Raw genomic sequence first — 22,995 nt, forward strand, 5'->3', positions numbered from 1 at the left:
TCAGAAATGGGTGTTCCGATTACCGGAGGACAGCGGATGATCGTGAATTTTATTGACTTTGGTGCCATTTCCTACTATCATTATACGGGATGTTATTCAGTTTTTTTATCGTTCGGTAACCTTACCGGAGCGGAATGATGAAGGTGAGATAATAGCGGGTCGGAAGCAGGATGACACAAGGGCATCCTTTCTTTTTGCAGGAAATTCCGACCGATTGATGAAAAATAGGCAAGACGCTGTTGGAAAGGTGGATATAATGGCACAGTTATTTTTTAAATATGGGGCGATGAACAGCGGGAAATCGATCGAGATCCTGAAGGTTGCCTACAATTATGAAGAGCAGAACAAATCAGTGATGATCTTTACGAGCGCGATCGATGACCGTGATGGCGTAGGCTATGTATCGAGTCGGATCGGATTGAAACGCGAAGCCATTCCGATTGCGGATGATACGGATGTGTTCTCGGAAGTCAGCAAAAATCCGAAAAAGCCGGCCTGCATTTTGATAGATGAATCCCAATTCCTATCCAAAGCGCATGTCATCCAACTAGCACGCATCGTGGATGAATTGTCTATCCCCGTGATGGCGTTCGGATTGAAGAATGATTTCCAGAACGAATTGTTCGAAGGCTCCAAATATCTGTTGCTTTACGCGGATAAGATAGAAGAAATCAAAACCATCTGCTGGTACTGTCACAAAAAAGCGATCATGAACATGCGTGTCGTGGACGGAAAACCAGTATATGCCGGCGAACAAATCCAGATCGGCGGAAATGAATCCTATCTTCCCGTCTGCCGTAACCATTACCACCACCCGCCATTGGCCTAGAACAGATAATCAGAAACAAAAAAAGAGGAGTTTGAAATAGTTATGTATGATCAATTAGATGCATTCATTATCCGTTATGAAGAGCTTTCCGAATTATTAAGTGATCCGGAAGTTCAGGCTGACACAAAACGCTTCTTGGGATTTACCAAAGAAGAAGCAGGGCTGCGCGAGAAAGTCGCGACCTTCAATCGCTATAAAGAGGTCGAAGGAGAAATCGCCGACACCGAAGAAATGTTGTCAGAAAATTTGGATGATGACATGGCTGCTATGGCCAAAGAGGAATTGAGCGACTTAAAGAAAGAGAAGGCCGATCTTGAAGAGCGCATCAGAGTTTTGTTGCTCCCTACCGATCCGAACGATGACAAAAACATCATCATGGAGATTCGCGGGGCTGCCGGCGGAGATGAGGCTGCTTTATTCGCCGGAAAGCTGTTTGGGATGTACAGCAAATTCGCTGAAAACCAAGGCTGGCGTGTTGAGGTCATGGATGCGAACATTACCGGCATCGGCGGCTACAAAGAGATTATCCTTATGATCAGCGGAAACGGTGCCTACTCCAAACTGAAATATGAGAGCGGCGCACACCGTGTCCAACGTGTCCCGGAAACAGAATCACAAGGGCGTGTGCACACCTCCACAGCCACCGTTGTCGTCTTGCCTGAAGCGGAAGAGGTCGAATTGAACATCGAAGACAAAGACATCCGCACAGACATCTATCATGCCAGCGGAGCCGGCGGACAGCACGTCAACAAGACGGCATCAGCGGTCCGCTTGACCCACTTACCGACCGGAATCGCCGTTGCCATGCAGGATGAGCGTTCCCAGATCAAAAACCGCGAGAAAGCGATGAAAATTTTGCGCACGCGTGTATACGACAAAATCTCTTCAGATGCACAATCAGAATACGATGCTACGCGTAAATCAGCAATCGGTACAGGCGATCGTTCCGAACGGATCCGCACCTATAACTTCCCGCAAAACCGTGTCACGGATCACCGTATCGGCTTGACCTTGCAAAAGTTGGATACGATTTTGAGCGGAAAATTGGATGAAGTCATCGATGCGTTGATCATGGCAGATCAGACGCAAAAATTGGAGTCCTTGAACAATGGGTCAATCTAAGGAGCTCACTTACCAGCAAGCATTGCAGAATGGCGCGCTTTTTTTGGAACAGAACGAAAAAAGTCCGTTGGCTGCTGAAAGGCTGCTTTTGGATCGTTTGGGTTGGACGAAAACGGATTTGTTGATGCGTTTTGCCGATCCGATAACGGACCCAGAATACAAGCAGTATTTCAGCGACATAAATGAGTACGTTGCGGGCAAACCAATCCAGTACATCGTAGGCGTCGAATGGTTCTATGGCTATCCCTTAAAAGTCACGGAAGCTACGTTAATTCCGCGTCCGGAAACAGAAGAGCTTGTGCAACGGGCTCTAAAATGCCTGGAAGGGAAAGGGCCGCAGAAGGTCCTCGACATCGGGACAGGGTCCGGCGCTATAGCCATTGCGATGAAAAAGGAACGCCCGCAGGATGAAGTGACAGCCACCGATCTTTCGGAAGAGGCATTGGCTGTGGCGAGAGAGAACGCAGATCAACTGGATGTGGACATCCGGTTCCTGCAAGGCGATCTGCTGGAGCCGGTTCAACTTGAGACTTTCGATTGCATCCTCAGCAATCCTCCCTACATCAGCGAAGATGAAATCGGCTTGATGGACCGCTCCGTTCTGGAGTACGAACCGCATTCGGCCTTGTTCGCCGATCACGATGGGTTGGATCTATACCAACAGATGGCCTTCACGCTTCCGTTCCATTTGAAAACGGACGGGTGTCTGTTCATGGAAATCGGATTCAGCCAAGGTGAAAAACTATTGGAACTCTACAAAAAAGCTTTCCCGGATAAAACGGTCACGATCGAAAAAGATCTGTCCGGCCTCGATCGCATGCTGATAGTCAAATAAGAAAAGAGTCGCCTGTTATCCATGGGCAAAAAAGGGCTGCGGGCAATTGCCCCGGCTATTTTTTTACATGAACGGCGCTGCTCCGTGCCAAACCATTCAGAAAGGAGCATTTATTATGGAAACAAAAATATACGAAACAGCAACAATCGATGAGGCAGCCGAATTGCTGAAAGCCGGACAATTGATTGCTTTCCCGACAGAGACTGTCTACGGTCTGGGTGCTATCGCATCAAATGATGAAGCCGTCAAAAATGTATATAAAGTAAAAGGAAGACCCAGCGATAATCCTTTGATCGTTCATGTGTCCGATCGCGAGATTGCTGAATATGTAGCCTTTGTGCCGCAACAAGCAGAAGCCTTGATGGAGGCTTTTTGGCCGGGTCCGTTGACTTTGATTTTTCCTATGAAAGAAGGGGTTTTTGCACCTACCGTCACTGCAGGCCACAATACTGTCGCGTTGCGCATGCCCGCTCAAGAACAAACGCTGGAATTGATCAGAAAAACCGGCTTTCCTTTGGTCGGGCCTAGTGCGAATACATCAGGCAAACCAAGCCCAACGACAGCCCAACACGTGATGCACGATCTTTCGGGGAAAATTGCGGGCATCCTTGATGGCGGGGAAACGCAGATCGGTTTGGAATCAACCGTACTTGATTTGACCAATGCTGCTGGCCCTGTCATTTTGCGCCCGGGTGCCATCACGGAAGTGCAGTTGGAACCGATCATCGGCAAACTGGCAGGCAGTGCGCAATCAACAAATGAAGCAGATGCTCCGAAAGCGCCAGGGATGAAGTACCAACATTATGCTCCCGCGCAACCGGTCATCCTGATCGATGGAACGGCCGCTGATTGGGCAGCCATCATTGAAGCATATCGCGGTGAAGGCAAGCAAATCGGCATTTTGGCATCGGAAGAGCAACTGGATATTCATAAGGATGCAGCGCTAGCTACCTATTCATTAGGATTGAAGAATGATGTGGCGGCTGCATCGCAGCGTCTCTATGCGGGCTTGCGTTATCTCGATGAACAGCCGGTCGATGTGATTTTGGCGGAAGCTTATGACCTTGCCGGACTCGGGAAGGCATTCATGAATCGTTTGGAAAAAGCGGCTTCTTCAAAATATCCGAAAAAACAGGCGGAATAACCGTCTAATATCCGTCTTTAGCTTACTTTTTACACAAATTATTCAAATCCAGGGGCTTATATGTTTTATTTCTGAAAATTTATGCTATACTCAACTTACATTTTTTATATATTTAAAATTTTGGAATAATGTGATGGAAGGGTGCAAACATGGATAAAGAATTATTTGCAGCAATTGAAAAAGAACGCGAAAGACAAGAGAACGGAATCGAGCTGATTGCTTCCGAAAACTTTGTATCTGAAGATGTTATGAGAGCGCAAGGCAGCATCTTGACCAATAAATATGCTGAAGGCTACCCAGGTCGTCGTTACTATGGTGGTTGCGAATTTATCGATATCATCGAAAACTTGGCGATCGATCGCATCAAAGCAATCTTCGGTGCAGAATATGCCAATGTACAACCACATTCCGGTTCACAAGCGAATATGGCTGCTTATCGTGTTTTGGTTCAACCCGGCGATAAAATTTTGGGAATGGACTTGAGTCACGGGGGACATTTGACCCATGGCGCATCCGTGAATTTCAGCGGCCAGACTTATGAGTTCGTGGCTTACGGCGTAGAAAAAGATTCCGAAACGATCAACTATGACAAAGTCAGAGAGATTGCTTTGAAAGAACAACCAAAATTGATCGTTGCCGGCGCCAGCGCTTACCCACGCGCAATCGATTTCAAACGTTTCAGAGAGATCGCTGATGAAGTCGGTGCTTATTTGATGGTGGATATGGCTCATATCGCTGGACTTTGCGCAACTGGACATCACCAAAATCCGGTTGAATACGCCCACATCGTAACTACGACTACACATAAAACACTTCGCGGCCCGCGCGGCGGCGTCATCTTAGCCAAAGAAGAATTCGGCAAAAAGTTGAACAGCGCTGTTTTCCCAGGAATCCAAGGCGGTCCTTTAGAGCACGTCATCGCTGCTAAAGCTGTATCTTTCTTTGAAGCTGCAACACCGGAGTACACTGAATACATCGGACAAGTCATCAAAAATGCCCAAGCAATGGCTGAGGTTTTCAATGCATCCGATCTGCGCGTCATCAGTGGCGGAACAGACAATCACTTATTGCTGTTGGATGTTACAAGCAGCGGTTTGAACGGAAAACAAGTAGAAAAACTGTTGGATACCGTTGAAATCACTGTCAACAAAAACACGATTCCTTTTGAAACGCTTGGCGCCAATAAAGCCAGCGGCATCCGTATCGGCACACCTGCCATCACAACTAGAGGCCTGAAGGAAGCGGAAGCACGCAAGGTTGCTGAATTGATCGTGGAAACTATCCAAAACCACACAGATGAAGCGAAATTGGATGAAGTCAGAGCGGCAGTCCATGCCATCACTCAAGGTTTCCCATTGCATAAAAAATTAGCTGCAACTGAAGCTTAAATAGATTACCGAAGAGCTGCCTCCATGAGGTGGCTCTTTTATTCGACTGGAGCAGTCCACAACGTCAGGTTATCGTAGATTTGAGAATAGCGAACAGCCGACGAAAGTCCTCTATGTCAGCTGAATGTAGTGTGGGAAATATTGAAGAGCAAACGAACGACCACTTTGTCGGCTGAACAGAATACCAATAATAGCGAACAGCCGACAATCTCATCTTTAATCCCAAAAACAAGCAAAACTGGAGTTGGTTCATCTCTAAACATACCTTTCAGTGTTTTCTCATCGTTTTATTTCTGGTATTTGTAGCGGTTTTCTATTACAATAGGTTGAGCAAAAATAGGAAAGTGGGGCAAAAGTATATGGGAGAATTCCATGTAATGAATCACCCGTTGATTCAACACAAATTAACAATCATCCGCGAGAAAGAGTGCGGAACAAAGGTATTCCGTGAAGTAGTAAGCGAAATCGCCATGTTGATGGCTTATGAAGTAACAAGGGACATGCCTTTGGAAGACATCGAGATCGAAACGCCATTGGTGAAAACGACTCAAAAAACATTGTCCGGTAAAAAGGTTGCCATCATTCCGATCTTGCGTGCGGGTTTAGGGATGGTAGACGGTTTCTTGGCGATGCTGCCTGCTGCAAAAGTTGGCCACATCGGCATGTACCGTGACCATGAAACATTGGAACCTGTCGAGTATTTCGTGAAGCTGCCGACAGACATCCAAGAACGTCAATTGTTCATCGTTGACCCAATGTTGGCAACCGGCGGATCGGCTATCGCAGCCATCGAAGCTTTGGAAAAGAGAGGCGCATCGCCATCATCCATGAAATTCATCTGTCTTGTGGCAGCTCCAGAAGGAATGGAAGCATTGCACGCGGCTTATCCGGATGTGGATATCTATGCCGCTTCTTTGGATGAAAGATTGGACGAAAACAGCTACATCTTGCCTGGATTGGGAGACGCTGGTGACCGACTTTTCGGCACGAAATAAGCATTCAAAATGACAACGAGGCAATTGTGTCCATAATTGTCGAACAGTCAATATTATCATGAGAACGATCTTCCCATTTACATAATCTTGAAAAATGAAAATAAAGAGCTGAGCCAGAAACCCGATGGGCATTTCTGGCTCAGTTTTTTTGTGCAAGTTAAATTAGTTATACTTCAATCGCTTAAGGTTACCGTGCCGATGGGTATGGAAGGTAGCGTGAAAGGCAATAAATTTGCTTTTATTTCCCCAGTCTAAATAACTTTTTGGTCAGTAATCGTATTTTCATAATCCTATAAGTATATTTATGTATTGAGTATCTGTGATTATGAAGGCGGTATCTTTTCATCATTTTCATGAAAAGGCCGAAAATATCCTTATATTCTGTAGATTTGCTTTGAATTTCGATAAACTTGGTGTTATGATTAGCGATGTTGAACAGATATGCAGAGAAACTTATGGAATAGCCACTTATTGTGACTAGAGTATGGGAGGTCCAGCTAAATTAGTTGTCTACTTTTACGAATGTCTTTTAAAATAATGTAGCATGGACTAGGTTTGGCATAGCTGTTTTTTTATTTGTATTGAAAAGAGGTGAAAATATTGGAAGCTGAATCTAAAGTCATCCATATTATGGGATTGGGTTTCAGTTTGAATATCATCATAAGTGTATTGGCGACTTGCATCATTGTTTTTTTATTTTGTTTTATTGCTACCCGGAAACTGGCGGTGAGGCCAACATCCAAAAGCCAATTGGCGATTGAATATTTGGTTGATTTTATCCGGAACATGATTTCCAGCTCGCTTCACTGGAAAGTCGGGCAACAATTCCACTTGTTGGGATTCACCTTGTTCCTATTTGTATGGGTTGCCAATATGTTGGGGCTTGTGTTCATTTTGAACATCGATGGCTATTCCTATTGGAAGAGTCCTACAGCCAGTCCAATCGTCACATTAGGCTTAGCCTTGATGGTGATTTTACTGACGCATTACTTTGGTATTAAGGAAAATGGGTTCAAGGAATATTTCATGAACAGTTATGTTCGCCCAGTCGCACCTCTCATGCCGATCAAAATTTTGGAGGAATTTACGAACACTTTGACATTGGCGTTGCGTCTTTACGGAAATATTTATGCCGGTGAAATTTTGTTGGGGTTGATTGCTTCATTAGCGAATTCTTACGGCTTGTTGACATGGGTGGTCGGGATTCCTCTCCAAATGGTTTGGCAAGGATTTTCCATTTTTATCGGGTCGATCCAAGCTTTCGTCTTCACTACGTTGACTATGGTTTACCTTGCTCATAAGATCGAAGCGGAATAAACTGCCGATCCATGAGCTTAATAAGTGTGCATTATTATATGAGAAAAAGGAGATTATTATTATGAACTTTATAGGAGCTGCTATTGCGGTTGCCGGTGCGGCCATCGGAGCATCATTAGGAAACGGAAAGGTTATTTCTACTACAATCGAAGCGATCGCAAGACAACCGGAATTGCAAAGCAAATTACAGACTTTGATGTTTATCGGTGTCGGCTTGATCGAAGCTGTTCCCATCATGGCGGTAGTTATAGCTTTCTTACTGATTTTCCAATAATAGGGACCAGCAAGACCGATAACTACAGGAGGGATGAGAATGACAGCCAATCTCGTATTGGGAGAGATTACCGCATTAGGTGATACGATTGTCACGCTGTTGTCATTTCTGATATTGATGGCTCTTATCAAAAAATTCGCATGGAAGCCTTTGATGAAGATCTTAACGGATCGGGAAGAAATGATACACACAAATATTGATAAAGCTGCAACAGCGCGCGAAAATGCCGAGAAAAAACACGCGGAAGTCGATGCGCAGCTGATAGAAGTAAGAACAACAGCGAGCGATATTTTAAACAGGGCGCAAGCGGAAGGCAATGAAATACAAAAGAACATCATCAAAGAAGCAAAAGAAGATGCGCTACGGATCAAACAAGTGACCCAAAAAGAGCTTGAACTTGAAAGAAAACAAGCTCTTGAAGGATTGCGCGCCGAAATCGGAGTCATATCAGTGGAAATCGCTGAAAAAATCCTCGGCAAGGAGATCAATCAAGCAGATCAACAGACCTTAATTGAAGCGTTCATTGAAGGGCTGGATGATTGATATGGAAAAGCACGGTAAAGCAATCGCTACTGTAGAAGCCTATGTGCAAGCCTACTATAACCGCCTGACAGACTCGAAGACTGCAGATAGACTCTATCTTGATCTGTCCCAGTTAAAGGATGCCTTCAATCATGCAAATGCCGCTGCGGGCGAGAAGCCAAATCTTGATTTGGCAGTGAAGTATCTCGCTCCGGAGACGCTTTTGTTTCTCGAGGGACTCCAAGATAATCTTGATAACGAAGGTATCTTGGCTTCCGTAAAGGCGTTCAATGCGCTTTATGAGAATAAAAAAGAGTTCGTGAACATGAAGTTGATTTCTGCAGTACCTTTAACGGCAGATCAAAAAACGCGCATTATGGACAAAATGGCAAAAAGAATCGGGGAAGCGACCTTCTTTGTGACTGAAGTGGTCGATCCCACAGTGATGGGCGGCGTCCGGTTGGAGTCGGAAAACCACTATTTTGACAATACCATCGCTACGAAGTTGAAAGAAATGAAGAGACATATCCTGAAAGATTAATAGGGTTGAAGAGGTGAATAATGTGGCTACTGAAAACGAAGATTTAAGTTCATTGATCAAAAATAGGATCAACACTTTTCAATCTGTGTCAGAGTTTGAAGAAATTGGAAAAGTTACCTACATCGGTGATGGAATCGCACGCGCGAAAGGTTTGGAGAACGTTATGTCCGGTGAATTGTTGGAGTTCTCCAACGGTTCCATCGGGATGGCCCAAAACCTGGAGATGACTGATGTCGGTATCATCATTTTTGGAGCTTATGAGAATATCCATGAGGGCGATATCGTCAAACGTACAGGCAAAATCATGGAAGTGCCGGTCGGAGATGCTTTGATCGGGCGCGTTGTGGATGCTTTAGGCAGCCCTGTGGACGGTTTAGGCAGCATCGAAACGACGGGCACAAGACCGGTTGAAAACGCAGCACCGGGCGTTATGGATCGTCAGTCCGTCAGAGAACCTCTTCAGACCGGCCTAAAAGCATTGGATGCTTTGGTGCCGATCGGTCGGGGCCAACGTGAGTTGATCATCGGTGACCGCAAAACCGGAAAAACAAGCATCGCAATCGATGCAATCATCAACCAACGCGGAAAAGATGTTATCTGCATCTACGTCGCAATCGGACAAAAGGAATCGACGGTCCGAAATATGACGGAAACGTTAAAAAAATATCATGCAATGGATTATACGATTGTCGTGACCGCCAGTGCCTCGCAATCCGCGCCGATGCTCTATATCGCGCCTTACGCTGCTACAGCGATGGCAGAAGAGTTCATGCACAAAGGCAAACACGTCCTTATCGTGTACGATGATCTTTCCAAGCAGGCGGCTGCTTACCGTGAAATGTCGTTGCTTTTGCGCCGTCCGCCAGGTCGCGAGGCGTATCCAGGGGATGTGTTCTACTTGCATTCCCGTCTGTTGGAACGCTCAGCAAAATTAAATGATGAGTTGGGCGGCGGTTCCATAACCTCGCTGCCGATCGTAGAAACACAAGCTGGGGATATCTCCGCTTATATTCCGACGAACGTCATCTCCATCACGGATGGTCAGATCTTCCTGGAAAGCGACCTGTTCTTCTCGGGAATCCGTCCGGCTCTATCTGCTGGTTTATCCGTTTCCCGTGTCGGCGGATCTGCTCAAATCAAAGCCATGAAAAAAGTATCAGGAACGTTGCGTATCGATTTGGCCAGCTATCGCGAGCTGGAAGCATTCACTCAGTTCGGTTCGGACTTGGATGTTTCCACACAGAAACGCCTTAGCCGCGGCCGCAGAACCGTGGAAATACTGAAGCAGGACTTGCACAAGACTTTGGATGTCGAAAAACAAGTTCTCATTCTCTATGCATTGACGCACGGATTTATCGATTCCATTCCAGTGCAGGACATCGAACGTTATGAGTCTGAGTTGTTCAAATTCGTCAAAATGTCCTATCCAAATCTGTTCTCCATCATTTCGGAGACAAAAGACTTACCGCCTACGGAAGACCTGGATGAAGCGCTGAGTGCATTCGCGGGCATCTTTATTCCGCATGTCGAGTAGATTGGTCAGCATGAACAGATAATATTGAGGTGATAATATGGCAGAGTCTTTAATAGACATCCGGAAACGCATAGCTTCCACAAAGAAGACAAGTCAAATAACAAGCGCCATGCAAATGGTATCTGCCTCCAAACTGATCCGCGCCGAACAAAAGGTGCGGGGATATCAGCTTTATGCAGCAAAAATACGCGAAATCGTAACACACATAGCCAGCACGCAATTATCTTTGCTTGAGGAGCATGGTCATGTGTCAGCGAGCGATCAAGTTCTGGTCGATTTTCACGATATGTTGATTGAGCGCCCAATCCGTAAAACAGGCTATCTGATCATTTCCTCCGATAAAGGCTTAGCCGGAGGGTACAACAGTTCGATCCTGAAAGCGACAAAAGATATGCTTGCGATCGACCACGCTTCAAACGATGAGTTTGTTGTGCTGTCGGTAGGGGGAGCGGTCGCTGATGATCTAAGAAAGAGCGGCATCGAAGTTGCATTCGAAATCAGGGATTTGAACGACCAGCCCAGCTTTACGGAAGTCAGTGATATCGTAGTGAAGGCAATCCAGCTTTATCGTGATGGTGCTTTTGATGAGTTGTATGTTTGTTACAAACATCATGTCAACGCTTTGATCTCTGAGTATCGGGCTGAAAAAATGCTGCCGTTGACGGACTTGGATTCCCATGAAGCGGTCGGTTACGAAGTAGATTATCTTTTTGAACCAAACAAAGAAGAAATTTTGGAAATTTTACTTCCACAATATGCGGAAAGTTTGATTTATGGAGCCATTATCGACGCTAAATCATCCGAGCATGCTTCACGCATGACGGCCATGAAGAGTGCCACCGATAATGCAACCAATATGATCAACGATATGACGATTCAATACAACCGAGTGAGACAGACTGCAATCACGCAAGAAATCACCGAAATCGTCGGTGGAGCTTCTGCTCTGGAAAATTAGAAAATGGGAGGAAAAGGCATGAAAAAAGGTCATATTGTACAAGTAATCGGGCCGGTAGTCGACGTTGGCTTCCCATTGGAAGAAGGTGTCCCGGACATCCGCAATGCGCTGATCGTACACAAGGCACCCAAAGCTGGGAGTAATGAAGAAGGGGAAACCATCGTTTTGGAGGTTTCGCTTGAATTGGGGAATGGTGTTGTTCGCGCAATTGCAATGGAATCGACAGATGGTCTGCAAAGAGGACTGACTGTCGTCGATACCGGGGCACCCATCAAAGTGCCGGTTGGTCTGGGCACTCTAGGTCGTGTGTTCAACGTGTTGGGTGAGACGATCGATCTGAAGGGCGATATGCCAGAGGATTTCCGTCGTGAATCGATTCACAGAAAAGCGCCGACATTTGATCAGTTGAGCAGTAACTTTGAAATCCTGGAAACAGGCATCAAGGTCATCGACTTGCTTGCGCCATATCTGAAAGGCGGAAAAATCGGTCTCTTCGGTGGAGCCGGTGTCGGTAAGACGGTACTGATCCAAGAATTGATCCATAACGTAGCGGAACAGCATGGCGGCATCTCGGTGTTCACGGGTGTCGGTGAGCGTACGCGTGAAGGGAACGACCTTTACCACGAAATGCAGGAGTCAGGTGTCGGCGAAAAGACGGCAATGGTATTCGGTCAAATGAATGAGCCGCCTGGTGCACGTATGCGTGTCGCTTTGTCCGGTTTGACGATGGCGGAACATTTCCGTGATGAAGAAAAACAGGATGTGCTTTTGTTCATCGATAATATTTACCGGTTCACCCAAGCTGGTTCCGAAGTTTCCGCGCTATTGGGCCGGATGCCTTCAGCAGTAGGGTATCAACCGACATTGGCGACAGAAATGGGCCAACTTCAGGAACGCATCAGTTCTACTAAAGATGGTTCGATCACTTCCATCCAAGCAATCTATGTACCGGCGGATGACTATACCGATCCGGCACCGGCAACAACCTTTGCCCATCTGGATGCAACGACCAACTTGGAGCGTAAACTGACTGAACAAGGGATTTATCCTGCTGTGGACCCGTTGGCTTCTTCTTCAAGTGCCTTATCTCCGGAAATCGTCGGGGATGAACATTATGATGTGGCCACAAAAGTACAACGCATCTTGCAACGTTACCGTGAACTGCAGGACATCATCGCTATCCTTGGGATGGACGAACTGTCCGATTCCGAAAAAATCACGGTTAACCGCGCAAGAAGAATCCAATTCTTCCTGTCCCAAAACTTCCATGTGGCCGAAGCCTTTACCGGTGTTCCTGGTTCTTATGTCCCTGTATCCGAAACCGTACGCGGCTTCAAAGGGATCGTGGAAGGTAAATACGATGGAGTTCCGGAAGAAGCTTTCCGCAACGTCGGTACGATTGAAGAAGTTCTGAATAGAGCGAAAGAATTAGGCTATAAAGGAGGGGAATGAGATGGCATACCTGCAAGTCAATGTGGTGACGCCGGATGGCATCGCCTTTCAGCATCGCGCTAAAGCGGTGACCGCCAAGACAACGGACGGCGGCATTACAATCATGCCAAACCATACCCCGATCATCGTGCCTTTGGCAATCGCTGACCTGATCGTAACGCGTGTGACCGATGAATTGGCGCAGAACCACATTGCCGTCAACGGCGGCATCATGGAAGTGCGCGACAATATCGTCAACATCATTGCGAACAGTGCGGAACGCGAAAAGGATATCGATATCGACCGTGCCGAAGTCGCGAAAGAACGCGCCGAAAGACGCATGGCAGAGGCGCGCGATATCAAAAATGAAAAAGAATTCCAACGTGCGAAGATCTCGCTTTCGAAAGCCGTCAACCGTATCGGTGTTTCGAAGAACAGATCCAGCTGAAAAAGAGGCCATCGTAGGCCTCTTTTTTTTTAGTTTCATGCATCTTCTGACAATTAATTAGTGGATGAGATAATATGCACAAATCATCTGCAGAAATAGCACTCAATTTCATTCTGATGTGTTGTAACATATTATTATACCTTAACAGGAAAACAAATGTAAACGATTTTCTTAGTAAATTCTTAGCAGATGGTCCGACAAAAACGAGCTTCCTGGTTTTTTTTTCACAATATTTATGTTAGTATAGTTTGAGAATATGGGAGGAGTGCGTCGCTTGGACCTAACGATGTTTAACGGTATAATAGTATTGCTATCCCATATGATATTCATTTTCATTTCTTTCTGGTCGATGAAAGCCATCAGATTGGAGAAATGGATAAGGAAGGGGCACATACGCGAAGCACGGGTGCTCTATTTCTTTCTGTCGATTGCTTTAGGCTACACAGTAAGTACATTTCTGCTCGAGTTGGTGACGACTTCGCGGAACATCAGTTACTTATTGTTCTCATGATCCGCTCAGGGTTACACAATAGATCGTTGCTGTACGGGCAGGTCGGAGTTCCAGGATTATCAAATAGTTGCATACAAACATACAAATGAGATCACAATTGACTTTCGGAGGGATTTTTTTATGGAAAAAATAATTGTTCGCGGCGGTAACCGTCTTGAAGGAACAGTTAAAGTTGAAGGCGCAAAAAACGCAGTTTTGCCGATTTTGGCTGCTACACTTTTGGCAAGCGAAGGGCAATCTGTATTGACGAACGTTCCGATACTGTCTGATGTTTTCACAATGAATAATGTTCTGAAACATCTGAATGTCGGAGTTGAATTTCAAGAAAACAACAACACCATCTTAGCGGATGCATCAAACGACATAAATTTTGAAGCACCATTTGCTTATGTCAGCAAAATGCGTGCATCAATCGTCGTAATGGGTCCGCTTTTGGCACGTCTGGGGCATGCTCGCATCGCTTTACCGGGCGGCTGTGCCATCGGAACACGTCCTATCGATCTTCACCTGAAGGGGTTTGAAGCGATGGGAGCTGACATCAAGATCGAAAATGGTTTTGTTGAAGCGAAAGTCGACAGATTAGTCGGCGCACGCATCTACTTGGACTTCCCGAGTGTCGGTGCTACCCAGAACATCATGATGGGCGCTACCTTGGCGGAAGGAACCACTATTATTGAAAACGTGGCACGCGAACCTGAAATCGTTGATTTGGCGAATTTCTTGAACCGCATGGGAGCGAAAGTGGTCGGAGCCGGAACAGAAACGATCCGAATCGAAGGCGTTTCGTCCATGAAAGCAACGGAGCATTCGATTATCCCGGACCGTATCGAAGCAGGAACGTTTATGATCGCAGCTGCAGTCACGAACGGGAATGTGTTCATTGAAGATGCGATTGCCGAACACAATAAACCGCTGATTTCAAAACTGAAGGAAATGCACGTTGCCTTCCAGGAAGAAGAAAATGGCCTGCGTGTCATCGGTCCCCGTACTTTGAAAGCGACGGACGTCAAAACGATGCCGCATCCAGGGTTCCCTACCGACATGCAAGCGCAAATGACGATTGCGCAATTGGTGTCCCAAGGCACAAGCACGATGACGGAAACGGTATTCGAAAACCGCTTCATGCACTTGGAAGAGATGCGCCGTATGAACGCTGATTTCAAAGTCGAAGGGCAGACAGTCTTGATTCATGGCAACACGGAACTGCAAGGCGCAGAAGTGGCTGCATCAGATTTGCGTGCGGCAGCTGCTTTGATCATTGCTGGCCTTGTTTCCAAAGGCTATACGCGCGTCACAAACTTATCGCATTTGGATCGCGGTTATTATGAATTCGATAAAAAGCTACAGGCATTAGGAGCTGACGTCGAACGTGTCACAGAAGATGAACAGAAGGCCTTCAGCGATTCAGATGTTGAAGCACTTTTTGCAAAATAAGTCGGACAACTGTCGTCCGCAAGATAGCTATCGCTAAATGATGAATGTTTGAGAGGGGAACAACGTGGCCAGAGATATAGGGATCGATTTAGGTACAGCGAACGTACTGATTCACGTTAAAGGGAAAGGTATCGTCTTGAATGAGCCTTCCGTCGTAGCAGTAGACACAAAAACAGGAAAAGTTTTAGCAGTTGGGGAAGAAGCCTATATGATGGTCGGGCGTACGCCGGCAAACATCAGAGTGATCCGTCCGTTGAAAGGCGGCGTCATCGCAGACTTTGACATCACAGAAGCAATGCTGACCCACTTTATTGATCGCTTGAATGTAAAGGGCTTTTTGACCAAGCCGAATATTTTGATCTGTTGTCCGACGAACATCACAACAATCGAACAAAAAGCGATCATCCAAGCTGCGGAAAAGAGCGGCGGAAAAAATGTGTATCTGGAGGAAGAACCGAAAGTTGCGGCTGTCGGAGCCGGTCTTGACATTTTTCAGCCGAACGGAAACATGGTAATCGATATGGGTGGCGGAACGAGTGATATCGCAGTCTTGTCATTGGGCGGCATCGTAACGAGCAGCTCAATCAAAACGGCCGGCGATAAACTGGATGCCGACATCATGAACTTCGTAAAAAGGGAACACAAATTGTTGATCGGCGAGCGGACAGCTGAAAAGATCAAAATCACGATCGGAACTGCTTTGGAGCCTGAAAAGGAAGAAAAAATGGAAATCCGCGGACGTGACATGGTGACGGGCCTTCCGCGCACCATCTACATCACTTCCAAAGAAGTATACGAAGCGATGCACGAAACCTTGGTTCTTGTCGTGGAGCAAGCGAAGGAAGTATTGGAAATGACGCCTCCTGAATTGGCTGCGGACATCATCAATACCGGAATCGTTTTGACAGGCGGGGGTGCTTTGATCAGCGGCATCGAGAAACTTTTCTCGAGCGAGTTGAAAGTTCCTGTCTTTGCTGCGGAAAAACCTTTGGATGCTGTTGCTTTGGGGACTGGTATCCTCTTGAATAACATTGACCAAAAGAACCGTCCATCCAGTGGACTTTTCGGATTATTGGCACGATTGATCCAAAAAACCAAAATCAAAAAAGGAAGATAGGTGATCGCTGTGAAATTTGATTTCAAACCTGTACTGTCAACAGTGATGTGGGTTTTGATTTTCATGTTGATGGCCTTCATCCTGTTTGGAGCCGGTCTGATGGTCGGGTATGGCGTCCTTGGTGACGGCAATCCGATGCTTGTATTCAGTAAACAGACCTGGGAACATATCTTCAATTATATCCGTTAAGGAAAAAAAAGGCAGACTGGAGCGATTGCGTTCCGTCTGCTTTTTTTGTTTGGGGATAAGTGAACTGGTAGGTTGCCGGACAGCTCACCGCTTTCTCCGGTGAACAGAGGCTTCGCCGGAGTTCGGCCGACATTTCTCTTGTGTTCTCCGGTGAGAGTGGCTTCGCCGGAGAACAAGCCGAAAGTTATCGGTGTATTCCGGCGAGCAAGTGCCTCGCCGGAGCAGGGGCTCCGGCACGGTGCTGTACTCCGGTTGATGGTCCGGCTATCTCAGTTACACAAGCATCCCAAATCAAAAAGCGAAGATAGCCGGCAGTATGTTGCCGGCCATCTTCGCTTTATTCGTATTTTTTTATTTCAATGATTTTGAGTTTACCATGACTTCGTCGATCAAACCGTATTCTTTCGCTTGTTGGGCGGTCATGTAATTGTCGCGGTCTGTATCGCGTTCGATGACTTCCATCGGTTGTCCTGTGCGTTCCGACAAAATTTTGTTCAGTCGTTCGCGGGTCTGCAGGATATGACGGGCTGCGATTTCGATTTCGGTTGCTTGACCTTGTGCGCCACCAAGAGGTTGGTGAATCATGATTTCAGCGTTCGGTAACGCGAAACGTTTGCCTTTTTCGCCGGCAGTCAATAAGAAGCTGCCCATCGAAGCTGCCATGCCCATTGCGATCGTCTGAACGTCCGCTTTGATGAAGTTCATCGTATCAAAGATGGCCAAGCCAGAAGAAACGCTGCCGCCTGGAGAGTTGATGTAGATGTAGATATCTTTTTCTGAATCTTGTGCATCCAAGAATAGCAATTGGGCGATGACAGAATTTGCTGTGTTGTCGTCGATCGGGCCGCTCAACATGATGATGCGATCCTTCAGAAGACGGGAATAAATATCATACGCACGTTCACCACGGGATGATTGTTCGATTACTGTAGGGATTAAATTCATATATGTTTCCTCCTCGTTCGTTTTGAATGAACAGTTTTTCTTTGCTTTTCTTTACAAGGTTTATTTTAACTCATTGGTCAGAAAAGGTCAATTGTAATGTTTGGCCTGAAGCTTCGCGTTTTCTGATCAAATATACCTTACTCAATCATATCGTTTCAGTCAGCAAATGTCCAAAAATAGATTTTGAAAATGCCGATCGGATTTAAAGAGAAGCGAGAAGCTAATAAAAAAATCTCCTCTTCCGCGTGGGAAAGGAGATTTTTTACACTGTTTTTGCATTCGATGACTGGAAATGTTGATGCATCAATAAAATAGTACGTCTCCTGAGGGAATCGAACCCCCATCTCAAGAACCGGAATCTTACGTGATATCCATTACACCAAGGAGACAAGCAACATCAAAAATTATAACCCATAGCGTGAAAGATAGCAAGAGGAAAATGCGATCTCGATCCGCATGATTGTTTTGGTGCTGATTCAACTCTGCGGAACGGCTGGGAACCTTACGAAACAACAGTCCAATCACGGCTGAAATTAACTCCCAATCATTGAAAACGATTTCAATAAAAGCTTGTGTGTGATAAAATGATTCTGAAAAGGTGAGGAGGGATCGGTGTGTCGATTATATCAAGTATGCATATGGATAAGGAAAGCTTGGAGGAATCGCTGAAGTTGGTCGGGTACAACAATGAAGAATTATTCGCTTACCTACAACAAAAAGCGTTAGGCAACCCTTTGATCGAAGTGAAAATCAATAAAGAATTCGATGAGCGCGCTGTAAAAGAAAAAACGGTAGTGTATAAGCCCGATAAGGATGATCCGATGGACACGGTTTCTGCTATGGATCAAGTGTTTGAAGAAGTGCCGGCGTTGGATACATTCTTATTGGAACAAATCTATGCAAATATGCGGGACACGCCCTTGCGCGAGTTGGTTTTATTTTTGGTGGCATTCATCAATCCAGAGGGGTACGTCACCATCGATCTGAATGAAGCCGCGGAACAGAAGGGTGTCGAACCGATTGTGATGCTGGACGCGTTGACGCTGCTGCATCAACTGGATCCCCCGGGTGTCGGGGCCCGGAATTTGCAGGAATGTCTGATGCTGCAGACGGAGCGCGATGAATATGCGCCGGAAATCGCTTATTATATTCTGGAGAATTACTTTACAGCCTTCAGTGACAAGGACTGGAAAATAATTGCGGACGAGATGGATGTGGAACTGTCCGACGTGAAGGCGGTATTCGAGTATGCCCAAACCTTGGACCCGACACCGGGATCAGCATTCGGCGATGAGAGCTTTTCGTTGCCCAGACCGGATCTTTATCTGCAACTGGTGGATGGGCATCTGACTGTTAAATTCAATGAGTTGGTTTCTCCGGTTGTTGTTTTCCAAAAAGAATATTATGAAGAGATGATGCAGCACAAAGCTGAAGATGTGCAACAATTTCTGTCAGCGAAGAAAACGGAATGGGAGCAACTGCGGTCGGCAATGGCATTCAGAAAGGAATTGCTGCTTTCGGCGGGAGAACTGATCTGCGGCTTGCAGAAAGGCTTTTTCCTTGAAGGCCGGGAATTGGAGCCGCTCGATATGACTCGTTTGGCAGAAGAATTGGCGGTCCCGGTGACTGTCATGCGCGAAGAAATATTGGAGAAAATGATTGAAACGGACCGCGGGACATTTTTGTTGCACCAGTTATGCGGTGAATAGGCTGTGAATCGATAATAATAAATGAAAAAGATGCGAAACGTTAAACAATAACGGGACGATTATCGACCCTTATCAAAAAGTTGCTGTATCAAGGTTTTCTGAAAGCGTGCGTCTAAAAGGCAATCGGATTATAGCGTAATCGTGATATATTGAACGAATCTATTTTGAGGGAAATCGAATTTATTTGCCAAAACGCTTGAATCGTCTAGTGTTTACTGTTAAAATGATGAAGTAAAGACGAGGGAGAGTAGACGGATGCAAAAAGTATTTGCAGTCCTATTCCATCTCTCTTGATATGAAATAAACGAGGACCGCCTAAGGTTGCAGCGGGGCGAAAAGCGTCCACGTGCAAATGAAGAGGGTTTTTATGGAAGAGTCTATTTCAGTCTTGCAGCAAATAGTCCCGGACCTTATGTCAGTCCTTCAAAATCGTTACCATATCATGCGTAATATCCAAATGTATGCTCCAGTCGGGAGACGCGTCCTGGCCGATAAAGTTTCCTTATCAGAAAGGACTTTGCGGACTGAGACAGATTTTTTGCGGAAACAAGGTCTTCTTTCCAGTTCGAAGAACGGGATGGAATTGACTGAGGAAGGCAAAGAAATTTTTCGTCAACTGGAAAGGTTCATGCGGTTATTGCTGAATATGAATGCGAAAGAAAAGGCATTAGCGGATTATCTGAACATTCAGTTTTGTAGGATTGTTCCTGGCGATAGTGATGAAGATGCATCCGTTCTGGATGAAATCGGGAAAACTGCAGCCAAAGAACTGCATGCGTTATTGCCGGCAGGCGAATTTATCGTTGCTGTTGCTGGTGGAAGTACAATGGCACAGGCTGCCGAACATTTTTCACCTGAATTGTCACAGAACAGGGAGTTCATTTTTGTCCCGACACGAGGCGGTTTAGGCGAATCCATGTCGATACAAGCCAACAGTGTCAGCGATCGTATGGCGCAATTGGTCGGCGGTGAGAACATGGCACTTTTCGTTCCCGATAATTTGAGCGATAAAGCTTATGCATCCATGAAATCCGAGCCATCAATCAAACATACTTTATCCGTCATGAAAAAGGCTAACTGCTTGTTATATAGTATCGGTAATGCTAAAGTAATGATGGAAAGACGCAGGATGTCGCACGGGTTGATTTCGTCCCTAGAAGCGCATAATGCGGTAGGTGAAGCCTTTGGTTGTTACTTCAATGAGAACGGTGAAATCGTCTATCGATTGTCCCGCTTCGGACTTCAGATTGAAGATATCGAAAAGATCCCGTACGCAATGGCCATTGCAGGGGGAAGCACGAAAGCCAAGGCTATTAAAGCGTTTATGAAATATGCCCCGCATCAAACATGGCTGATTACGGATGAGGGCGCAGCTAATCTGATTTTAAAAGGGGTAACCCTTTAAAATAAAAATTTTGACTTATCCTAAGGAGGAAATCTCAGTATGACAGTAAAAGTTGGTATTAACGGTTTTGGACGTATTGGACGTTTAGCATTCCGCCGTATTCAAGAAGTAGAAGGAATCGAAGTTGTAGCAATCAATGACTTGACTGACGCTAAAATGTTAGCTCACTTATTGAAATATGATACAACTCAAGGCAGATTCAATGGTGATGTAGAAGTTAAAGACGGATTCTTCACTGTAAACGGAAAAGACATCAAAGTGTTATCACAACGTAACCCAGCAGAGCTTCCATGGGCAGAACTTGGCGTAGAGTTCGTATTGGAATGTACTGGTTTCTTCATGAGCAAAGCGGGAGCTCAAGCTCACGTTGATGCAGGCGCTAAACGTGTTCTTTTATCTGCTCCAGCAGGCAGCGACGTTAAAACAATCGTTTATAACGTTAACCACAATATCATGGATGCTGACGATGTTATCGTTTCAGGCGCATCTTGCACAACTAACTGTTTAGCTCCAATGGCTCAAGTATTGAATGATCAATACGGAATCGTTGAAGGCTTAATGACTACAATCCACGCTTACACTGGCGATCAAAACACTTTGGATGCTCCACATCCTAAAGGCGACTTCCGTCGTGCACGCGCTGCTGCAGAAAGCATCGTACCTAACACAACTGGTGCTGCTAAAGCTATCGGTGATGTATTGCCTGAATTGAAAGGCAAATTAGATGGCGCTGCTCAACGTGTTCCAGTTCCTACCGGTTCATTGACTGAATTAGTGACTGTATTGGAAAAAACTGTAACTGTTGAAGAAATCAATGCTGCTATGAAAGCTGCTTCTAACGAGTCTTACGGCTACACTGAAGACGAAATCGTTTCAAGTGATATCATTGGTATCAACTTCGGTTCTTTATTCGATGCTACACAAACTAAAGTAATGACAGTTGGAGACAAACAATTAGTTAAAACTGTTGCTTGGTACGACAATGAAATGTCTTACGCTTCACAATTAGTACGTACTTTAGTAGAATTTGCTAGCTTATAAGATCAAGTCTTTCATCTATTGAAAGCTGAATCGTAGAAGATAACAAAAGCGGGGAGGCAACGCGCTTCCTCGCTTTTCTTATGTAGATACACATATCAGGAGGCGACGTAATGACAAAGAAAGTTGTAACAGATTTAGATGTAGCTGGAAAAAAAGTATTGGTTCGTGCTGATTTCAATGTTCCTATGAAAGATGGAGCAATCACTAACGACAACCGTATCGTTCAAGCTCTTCCTACAATCAACTACTTGATCGAAAATAACGCAAAAGTCATCCTTTTCTCTCACTTAGGAAAAGTAAAAACTGACGAAGACAAAGCGAAGTTGAGCTTGAAGCCTGTAGCTGACCGTTTGGCTGAATTGTTGGGCAAAGAAGTCACTTTCGTTCCTGAAACACGCGGCGAAGCTTTGGAAGCAGCAATTGCTGCTTTGAAAGATGGAGATGTTTTGGTATTCGAAAACACTCGTTTCGAAGATGTTGACGGCAAAAAAGAAAGCAAAAACGATCCTGAATTGGGCAAATACTGGGCTAGCCTAGGCGACCTGTTCGTTAACGATGCATTCGGTACGGCTCACCGTGCTCATGCTTCCAACGTCGGAATCGCTTCTAACCTTGAAAGCGCAGCTGGATTCTTGATGGAGAAAGAAATCAAGTTCATCGGCGGAGCTGTTGACGAGCCTGTTCGTCCATTCGTAGCTATCTTAGGCGGAGCGAAAGTCAGCGACAAGATCGGTGTTATCAAACACTTATTGAACAAAGCCGACAAAGTACTTATCGGTGGCGGTATGGCTTACACATTCATGAAAGCACAAGGCTTGGAAATCGGCAAATCCTTATTGGAAGCTGATAAAGTTGAATTGGCTAAAGAATTGTTGGAAAGCGCTGGCGACAAATTGATCTTGCCTATCGATGCTAAAATGGCTCATGAGTTCGGCAACGATGGAGAAATCACAATCGCTAATAACGAAGCATTCCCTGCTGATCAAATGGCATTGGATATCGGACCTGCTTCCATCGAATTGTTCACTAAAGAACTTCAAGGCGCGAAAACAGTCGTATGGAACGGACCTATGGGTGTGTTCGAATTATCTAACTTTGCGCAAGGAACAATCGGTGTCTGCGAAGCAATCGCTAAATTAGACGATGCTGTAACAATCATCGGCGGCGGAGACTCAGCTGCAGCTGCTATGCAATTAGGCTTTGCTGATGACTTCACGCACATCTCAACTGGTGGCGGAGCATCTTTGGAATACCTTGAAGGTAAAGAATTACCAGGTGTAGCATCAATTTCTGACAAATAAGCAAC

At 45.6% G+C, this 22,995-nt stretch carries 21 protein-coding genes, 1 tRNA gene and 2 pseudogenes; 22 read left to right on the plus strand and 2 right to left on the minus strand.

Features of this window, described 5'->3' with window-relative positions; all coding sequences use genetic code 11:
* Positions 1 to 256 precede the first annotated feature (256 nt).
* The 18 genes and pseudogenes from C8U37_RS04675 to C8U37_RS04765 all read left to right on the plus strand — a co-directional run bounded on the left by C8U37_RS04675 (position 257) and on the right by C8U37_RS04765 (position 16,589).
* A complete protein-coding gene (locus C8U37_RS04675) occupies positions 257 to 829 on the plus strand; it encodes a thymidine kinase (protein WP_108032106.1) in 573 nt (190 codons plus the stop codon).
* Between the two features lie 42 nt (positions 830 to 871).
* Positions 872 to 1,951 carry a peptide chain release factor 1 gene (prfA, locus tag C8U37_RS04680; protein WP_108032107.1) on the plus strand — a complete coding sequence of 360 codons (1,080 nt, stop codon included), beginning with the start codon at positions 872 to 874 and terminating at the stop codon, positions 1,949 to 1,951.
* Positions 1,938 to 2,786 carry a peptide chain release factor N(5)-glutamine methyltransferase gene (gene prmC, locus C8U37_RS04685; protein ID WP_108032108.1) on the plus strand — a complete coding sequence of 283 codons (849 nt, stop codon included), beginning with the start codon at positions 1,938 to 1,940 and terminating at the stop codon, positions 2,784 to 2,786. Before prfA ends, prmC begins: the two co-directional genes overlap by 14 nt.
* A gap of 115 nt (positions 2,787 to 2,901) precedes the next feature.
* Complete coding sequence (locus C8U37_RS04690) at positions 2,902 to 3,930, plus strand: L-threonylcarbamoyladenylate synthase (RefSeq protein ID WP_108032109.1); 1,029 nt, start codon at positions 2,902 to 2,904, stop codon at positions 3,928 to 3,930.
* Positions 3,931 to 4,079: 149 nt separating this feature from the next.
* Positions 4,080 to 5,318 (plus strand): serine hydroxymethyltransferase, encoded by a 1,239-nt coding sequence (glyA, locus tag C8U37_RS04695; protein ID WP_108032110.1) that lies wholly within the window; start codon positions 4,080 to 4,082, stop codon positions 5,316 to 5,318.
* A gap of 359 nt (positions 5,319 to 5,677) precedes the next feature.
* The gene (upp, locus tag C8U37_RS04700) at positions 5,678 to 6,313 is read left to right on the plus strand and encodes a uracil phosphoribosyltransferase (RefSeq protein WP_108032111.1); all 636 of its coding nucleotides are present in this window, start codon (positions 5,678 to 5,680) and stop codon (positions 6,311 to 6,313) included.
* A 600-nt stretch (positions 6,314 to 6,913) separates the two neighbouring features.
* Positions 6,914 to 7,630: a F0F1 ATP synthase subunit A gene (gene atpB, locus C8U37_RS04710; RefSeq protein WP_108032113.1), complete on the plus strand. Its 717-nt coding sequence runs from the start codon at positions 6,914 to 6,916 to the stop codon at positions 7,628 to 7,630.
* A gap of 61 nt (positions 7,631 to 7,691) precedes the next feature.
* The gene (atpE, locus tag C8U37_RS04715; RefSeq protein WP_086627433.1) at positions 7,692 to 7,904 is read left to right on the plus strand and encodes a F0F1 ATP synthase subunit C; all 213 of its coding nucleotides are present in this window, start codon (positions 7,692 to 7,694) and stop codon (positions 7,902 to 7,904) included.
* A gap of 39 nt (positions 7,905 to 7,943) precedes the next feature.
* Positions 7,944 to 8,447, plus strand: coding sequence for a F0F1 ATP synthase subunit B (gene atpF, locus C8U37_RS04720; RefSeq protein ID WP_170100193.1), 504 nt, complete (start codon positions 7,944 to 7,946; stop codon positions 8,445 to 8,447).
* Positions 8,440 to 8,967, plus strand: coding sequence for a F0F1 ATP synthase subunit delta (locus tag C8U37_RS04725; protein WP_108032115.1), 528 nt, complete (start codon positions 8,440 to 8,442; stop codon positions 8,965 to 8,967). Before atpF ends, C8U37_RS04725 begins: the two co-directional genes overlap by 8 nt.
* Before the next feature lie 22 nt (positions 8,968 to 8,989).
* Positions 8,990 to 10,501 carry a F0F1 ATP synthase subunit alpha gene (gene atpA / locus C8U37_RS04730; RefSeq protein ID WP_108032116.1) on the plus strand — a complete coding sequence of 504 codons (1,512 nt, stop codon included), beginning with the start codon at positions 8,990 to 8,992 and terminating at the stop codon, positions 10,499 to 10,501.
* 37 nt (positions 10,502 to 10,538) lie between these two features.
* On the plus strand, positions 10,539 to 11,459 hold the full coding sequence (locus C8U37_RS04735; RefSeq protein ID WP_106450737.1) for a F0F1 ATP synthase subunit gamma: 921 nt from the start codon (positions 10,539 to 10,541) through the stop codon (positions 11,457 to 11,459).
* An 18-nt stretch (positions 11,460 to 11,477) separates the two neighbouring features.
* Positions 11,478 to 12,911 carry a F0F1 ATP synthase subunit beta gene (atpD, locus tag C8U37_RS04740; RefSeq protein WP_108032117.1) on the plus strand — a complete coding sequence of 478 codons (1,434 nt, stop codon included), beginning with the start codon at positions 11,478 to 11,480 and terminating at the stop codon, positions 12,909 to 12,911.
* A 1-nt stretch (position 12,912) separates the two neighbouring features.
* Positions 12,913 to 13,338, plus strand: coding sequence for a F0F1 ATP synthase subunit epsilon (locus C8U37_RS04745; protein WP_108032118.1), 426 nt, complete (start codon positions 12,913 to 12,915; stop codon positions 13,336 to 13,338).
* A gap of 274 nt (positions 13,339 to 13,612) precedes the next feature.
* A complete protein-coding gene (locus tag C8U37_RS04750; RefSeq protein WP_245879760.1) occupies positions 13,613 to 13,849 on the plus strand; it encodes a DUF1146 family protein in 237 nt (78 codons plus the stop codon).
* A 120-nt stretch (positions 13,850 to 13,969) separates the two neighbouring features.
* Positions 13,970 to 15,283 carry a UDP-N-acetylglucosamine 1-carboxyvinyltransferase gene (gene murA, locus C8U37_RS04755; RefSeq protein ID WP_108032119.1) on the plus strand — a complete coding sequence of 438 codons (1,314 nt, stop codon included), beginning with the start codon at positions 13,970 to 13,972 and terminating at the stop codon, positions 15,281 to 15,283.
* Between the two features lie 64 nt (positions 15,284 to 15,347).
* A pseudogene (gene mreB, locus C8U37_RS04760) lies at positions 15,348 to 16,319 on the plus strand (rod shape-determining protein MreB); the annotation flags it as partial.
* A gap of 81 nt (positions 16,320 to 16,400) precedes the next feature.
* Positions 16,401 to 16,589, plus strand: coding sequence for a DNA-directed RNA polymerase subunit beta (locus tag C8U37_RS04765; protein ID WP_233436832.1), 189 nt, complete (start codon positions 16,401 to 16,403; stop codon positions 16,587 to 16,589).
* Positions 16,590 to 16,940: 351 nt separating this feature from the next.
* Here C8U37_RS04765 and clpP read toward each other — a convergent pair.
* Positions 16,941 to 17,540: pseudogene (clpP, locus tag C8U37_RS04770) on the minus strand (ATP-dependent Clp endopeptidase proteolytic subunit ClpP); the annotation flags it as partial.
* Between the two features lie 311 nt (positions 17,541 to 17,851).
* Positions 17,852 to 17,923, minus strand: a tRNA-Arg gene (locus C8U37_RS04775).
* A 225-nt stretch (positions 17,924 to 18,148) separates the two neighbouring features.
* Between C8U37_RS04775 and C8U37_RS04780 the strand changes: the two genes are divergently transcribed.
* From C8U37_RS04780 to C8U37_RS04795, 4 genes are all read left to right on the plus strand, one after another.
* Positions 18,149 to 19,243 (plus strand): RNA polymerase factor sigma-54, encoded by a 1,095-nt coding sequence (locus tag C8U37_RS04780; RefSeq protein ID WP_146161808.1) that lies wholly within the window; start codon positions 18,149 to 18,151, stop codon positions 19,241 to 19,243.
* A gap of 367 nt (positions 19,244 to 19,610) precedes the next feature.
* Positions 19,611 to 20,648 carry a sugar-binding transcriptional regulator gene (locus tag C8U37_RS04785; protein WP_108032122.1) on the plus strand — a complete coding sequence of 346 codons (1,038 nt, stop codon included), beginning with the start codon at positions 19,611 to 19,613 and terminating at the stop codon, positions 20,646 to 20,648.
* Between the two features lie 39 nt (positions 20,649 to 20,687).
* Positions 20,688 to 21,689 carry a type I glyceraldehyde-3-phosphate dehydrogenase gene (gap, locus tag C8U37_RS04790; protein WP_108032123.1) on the plus strand — a complete coding sequence of 334 codons (1,002 nt, stop codon included), beginning with the start codon at positions 20,688 to 20,690 and terminating at the stop codon, positions 21,687 to 21,689.
* A 110-nt stretch (positions 21,690 to 21,799) separates the two neighbouring features.
* A complete protein-coding gene (locus C8U37_RS04795) occupies positions 21,800 to 22,990 on the plus strand; it encodes a phosphoglycerate kinase (RefSeq protein ID WP_108032124.1) in 1,191 nt (396 codons plus the stop codon).
* Positions 22,991 to 22,995: the final 5 nt, after the last annotated feature.

This window comes from Trichococcus patagoniensis (assembly GCF_003051085.1).
Taxonomy (GTDB): domain Bacteria; phylum Bacillota; class Bacilli; order Lactobacillales; family Aerococcaceae; genus Trichococcus; species Trichococcus patagoniensis.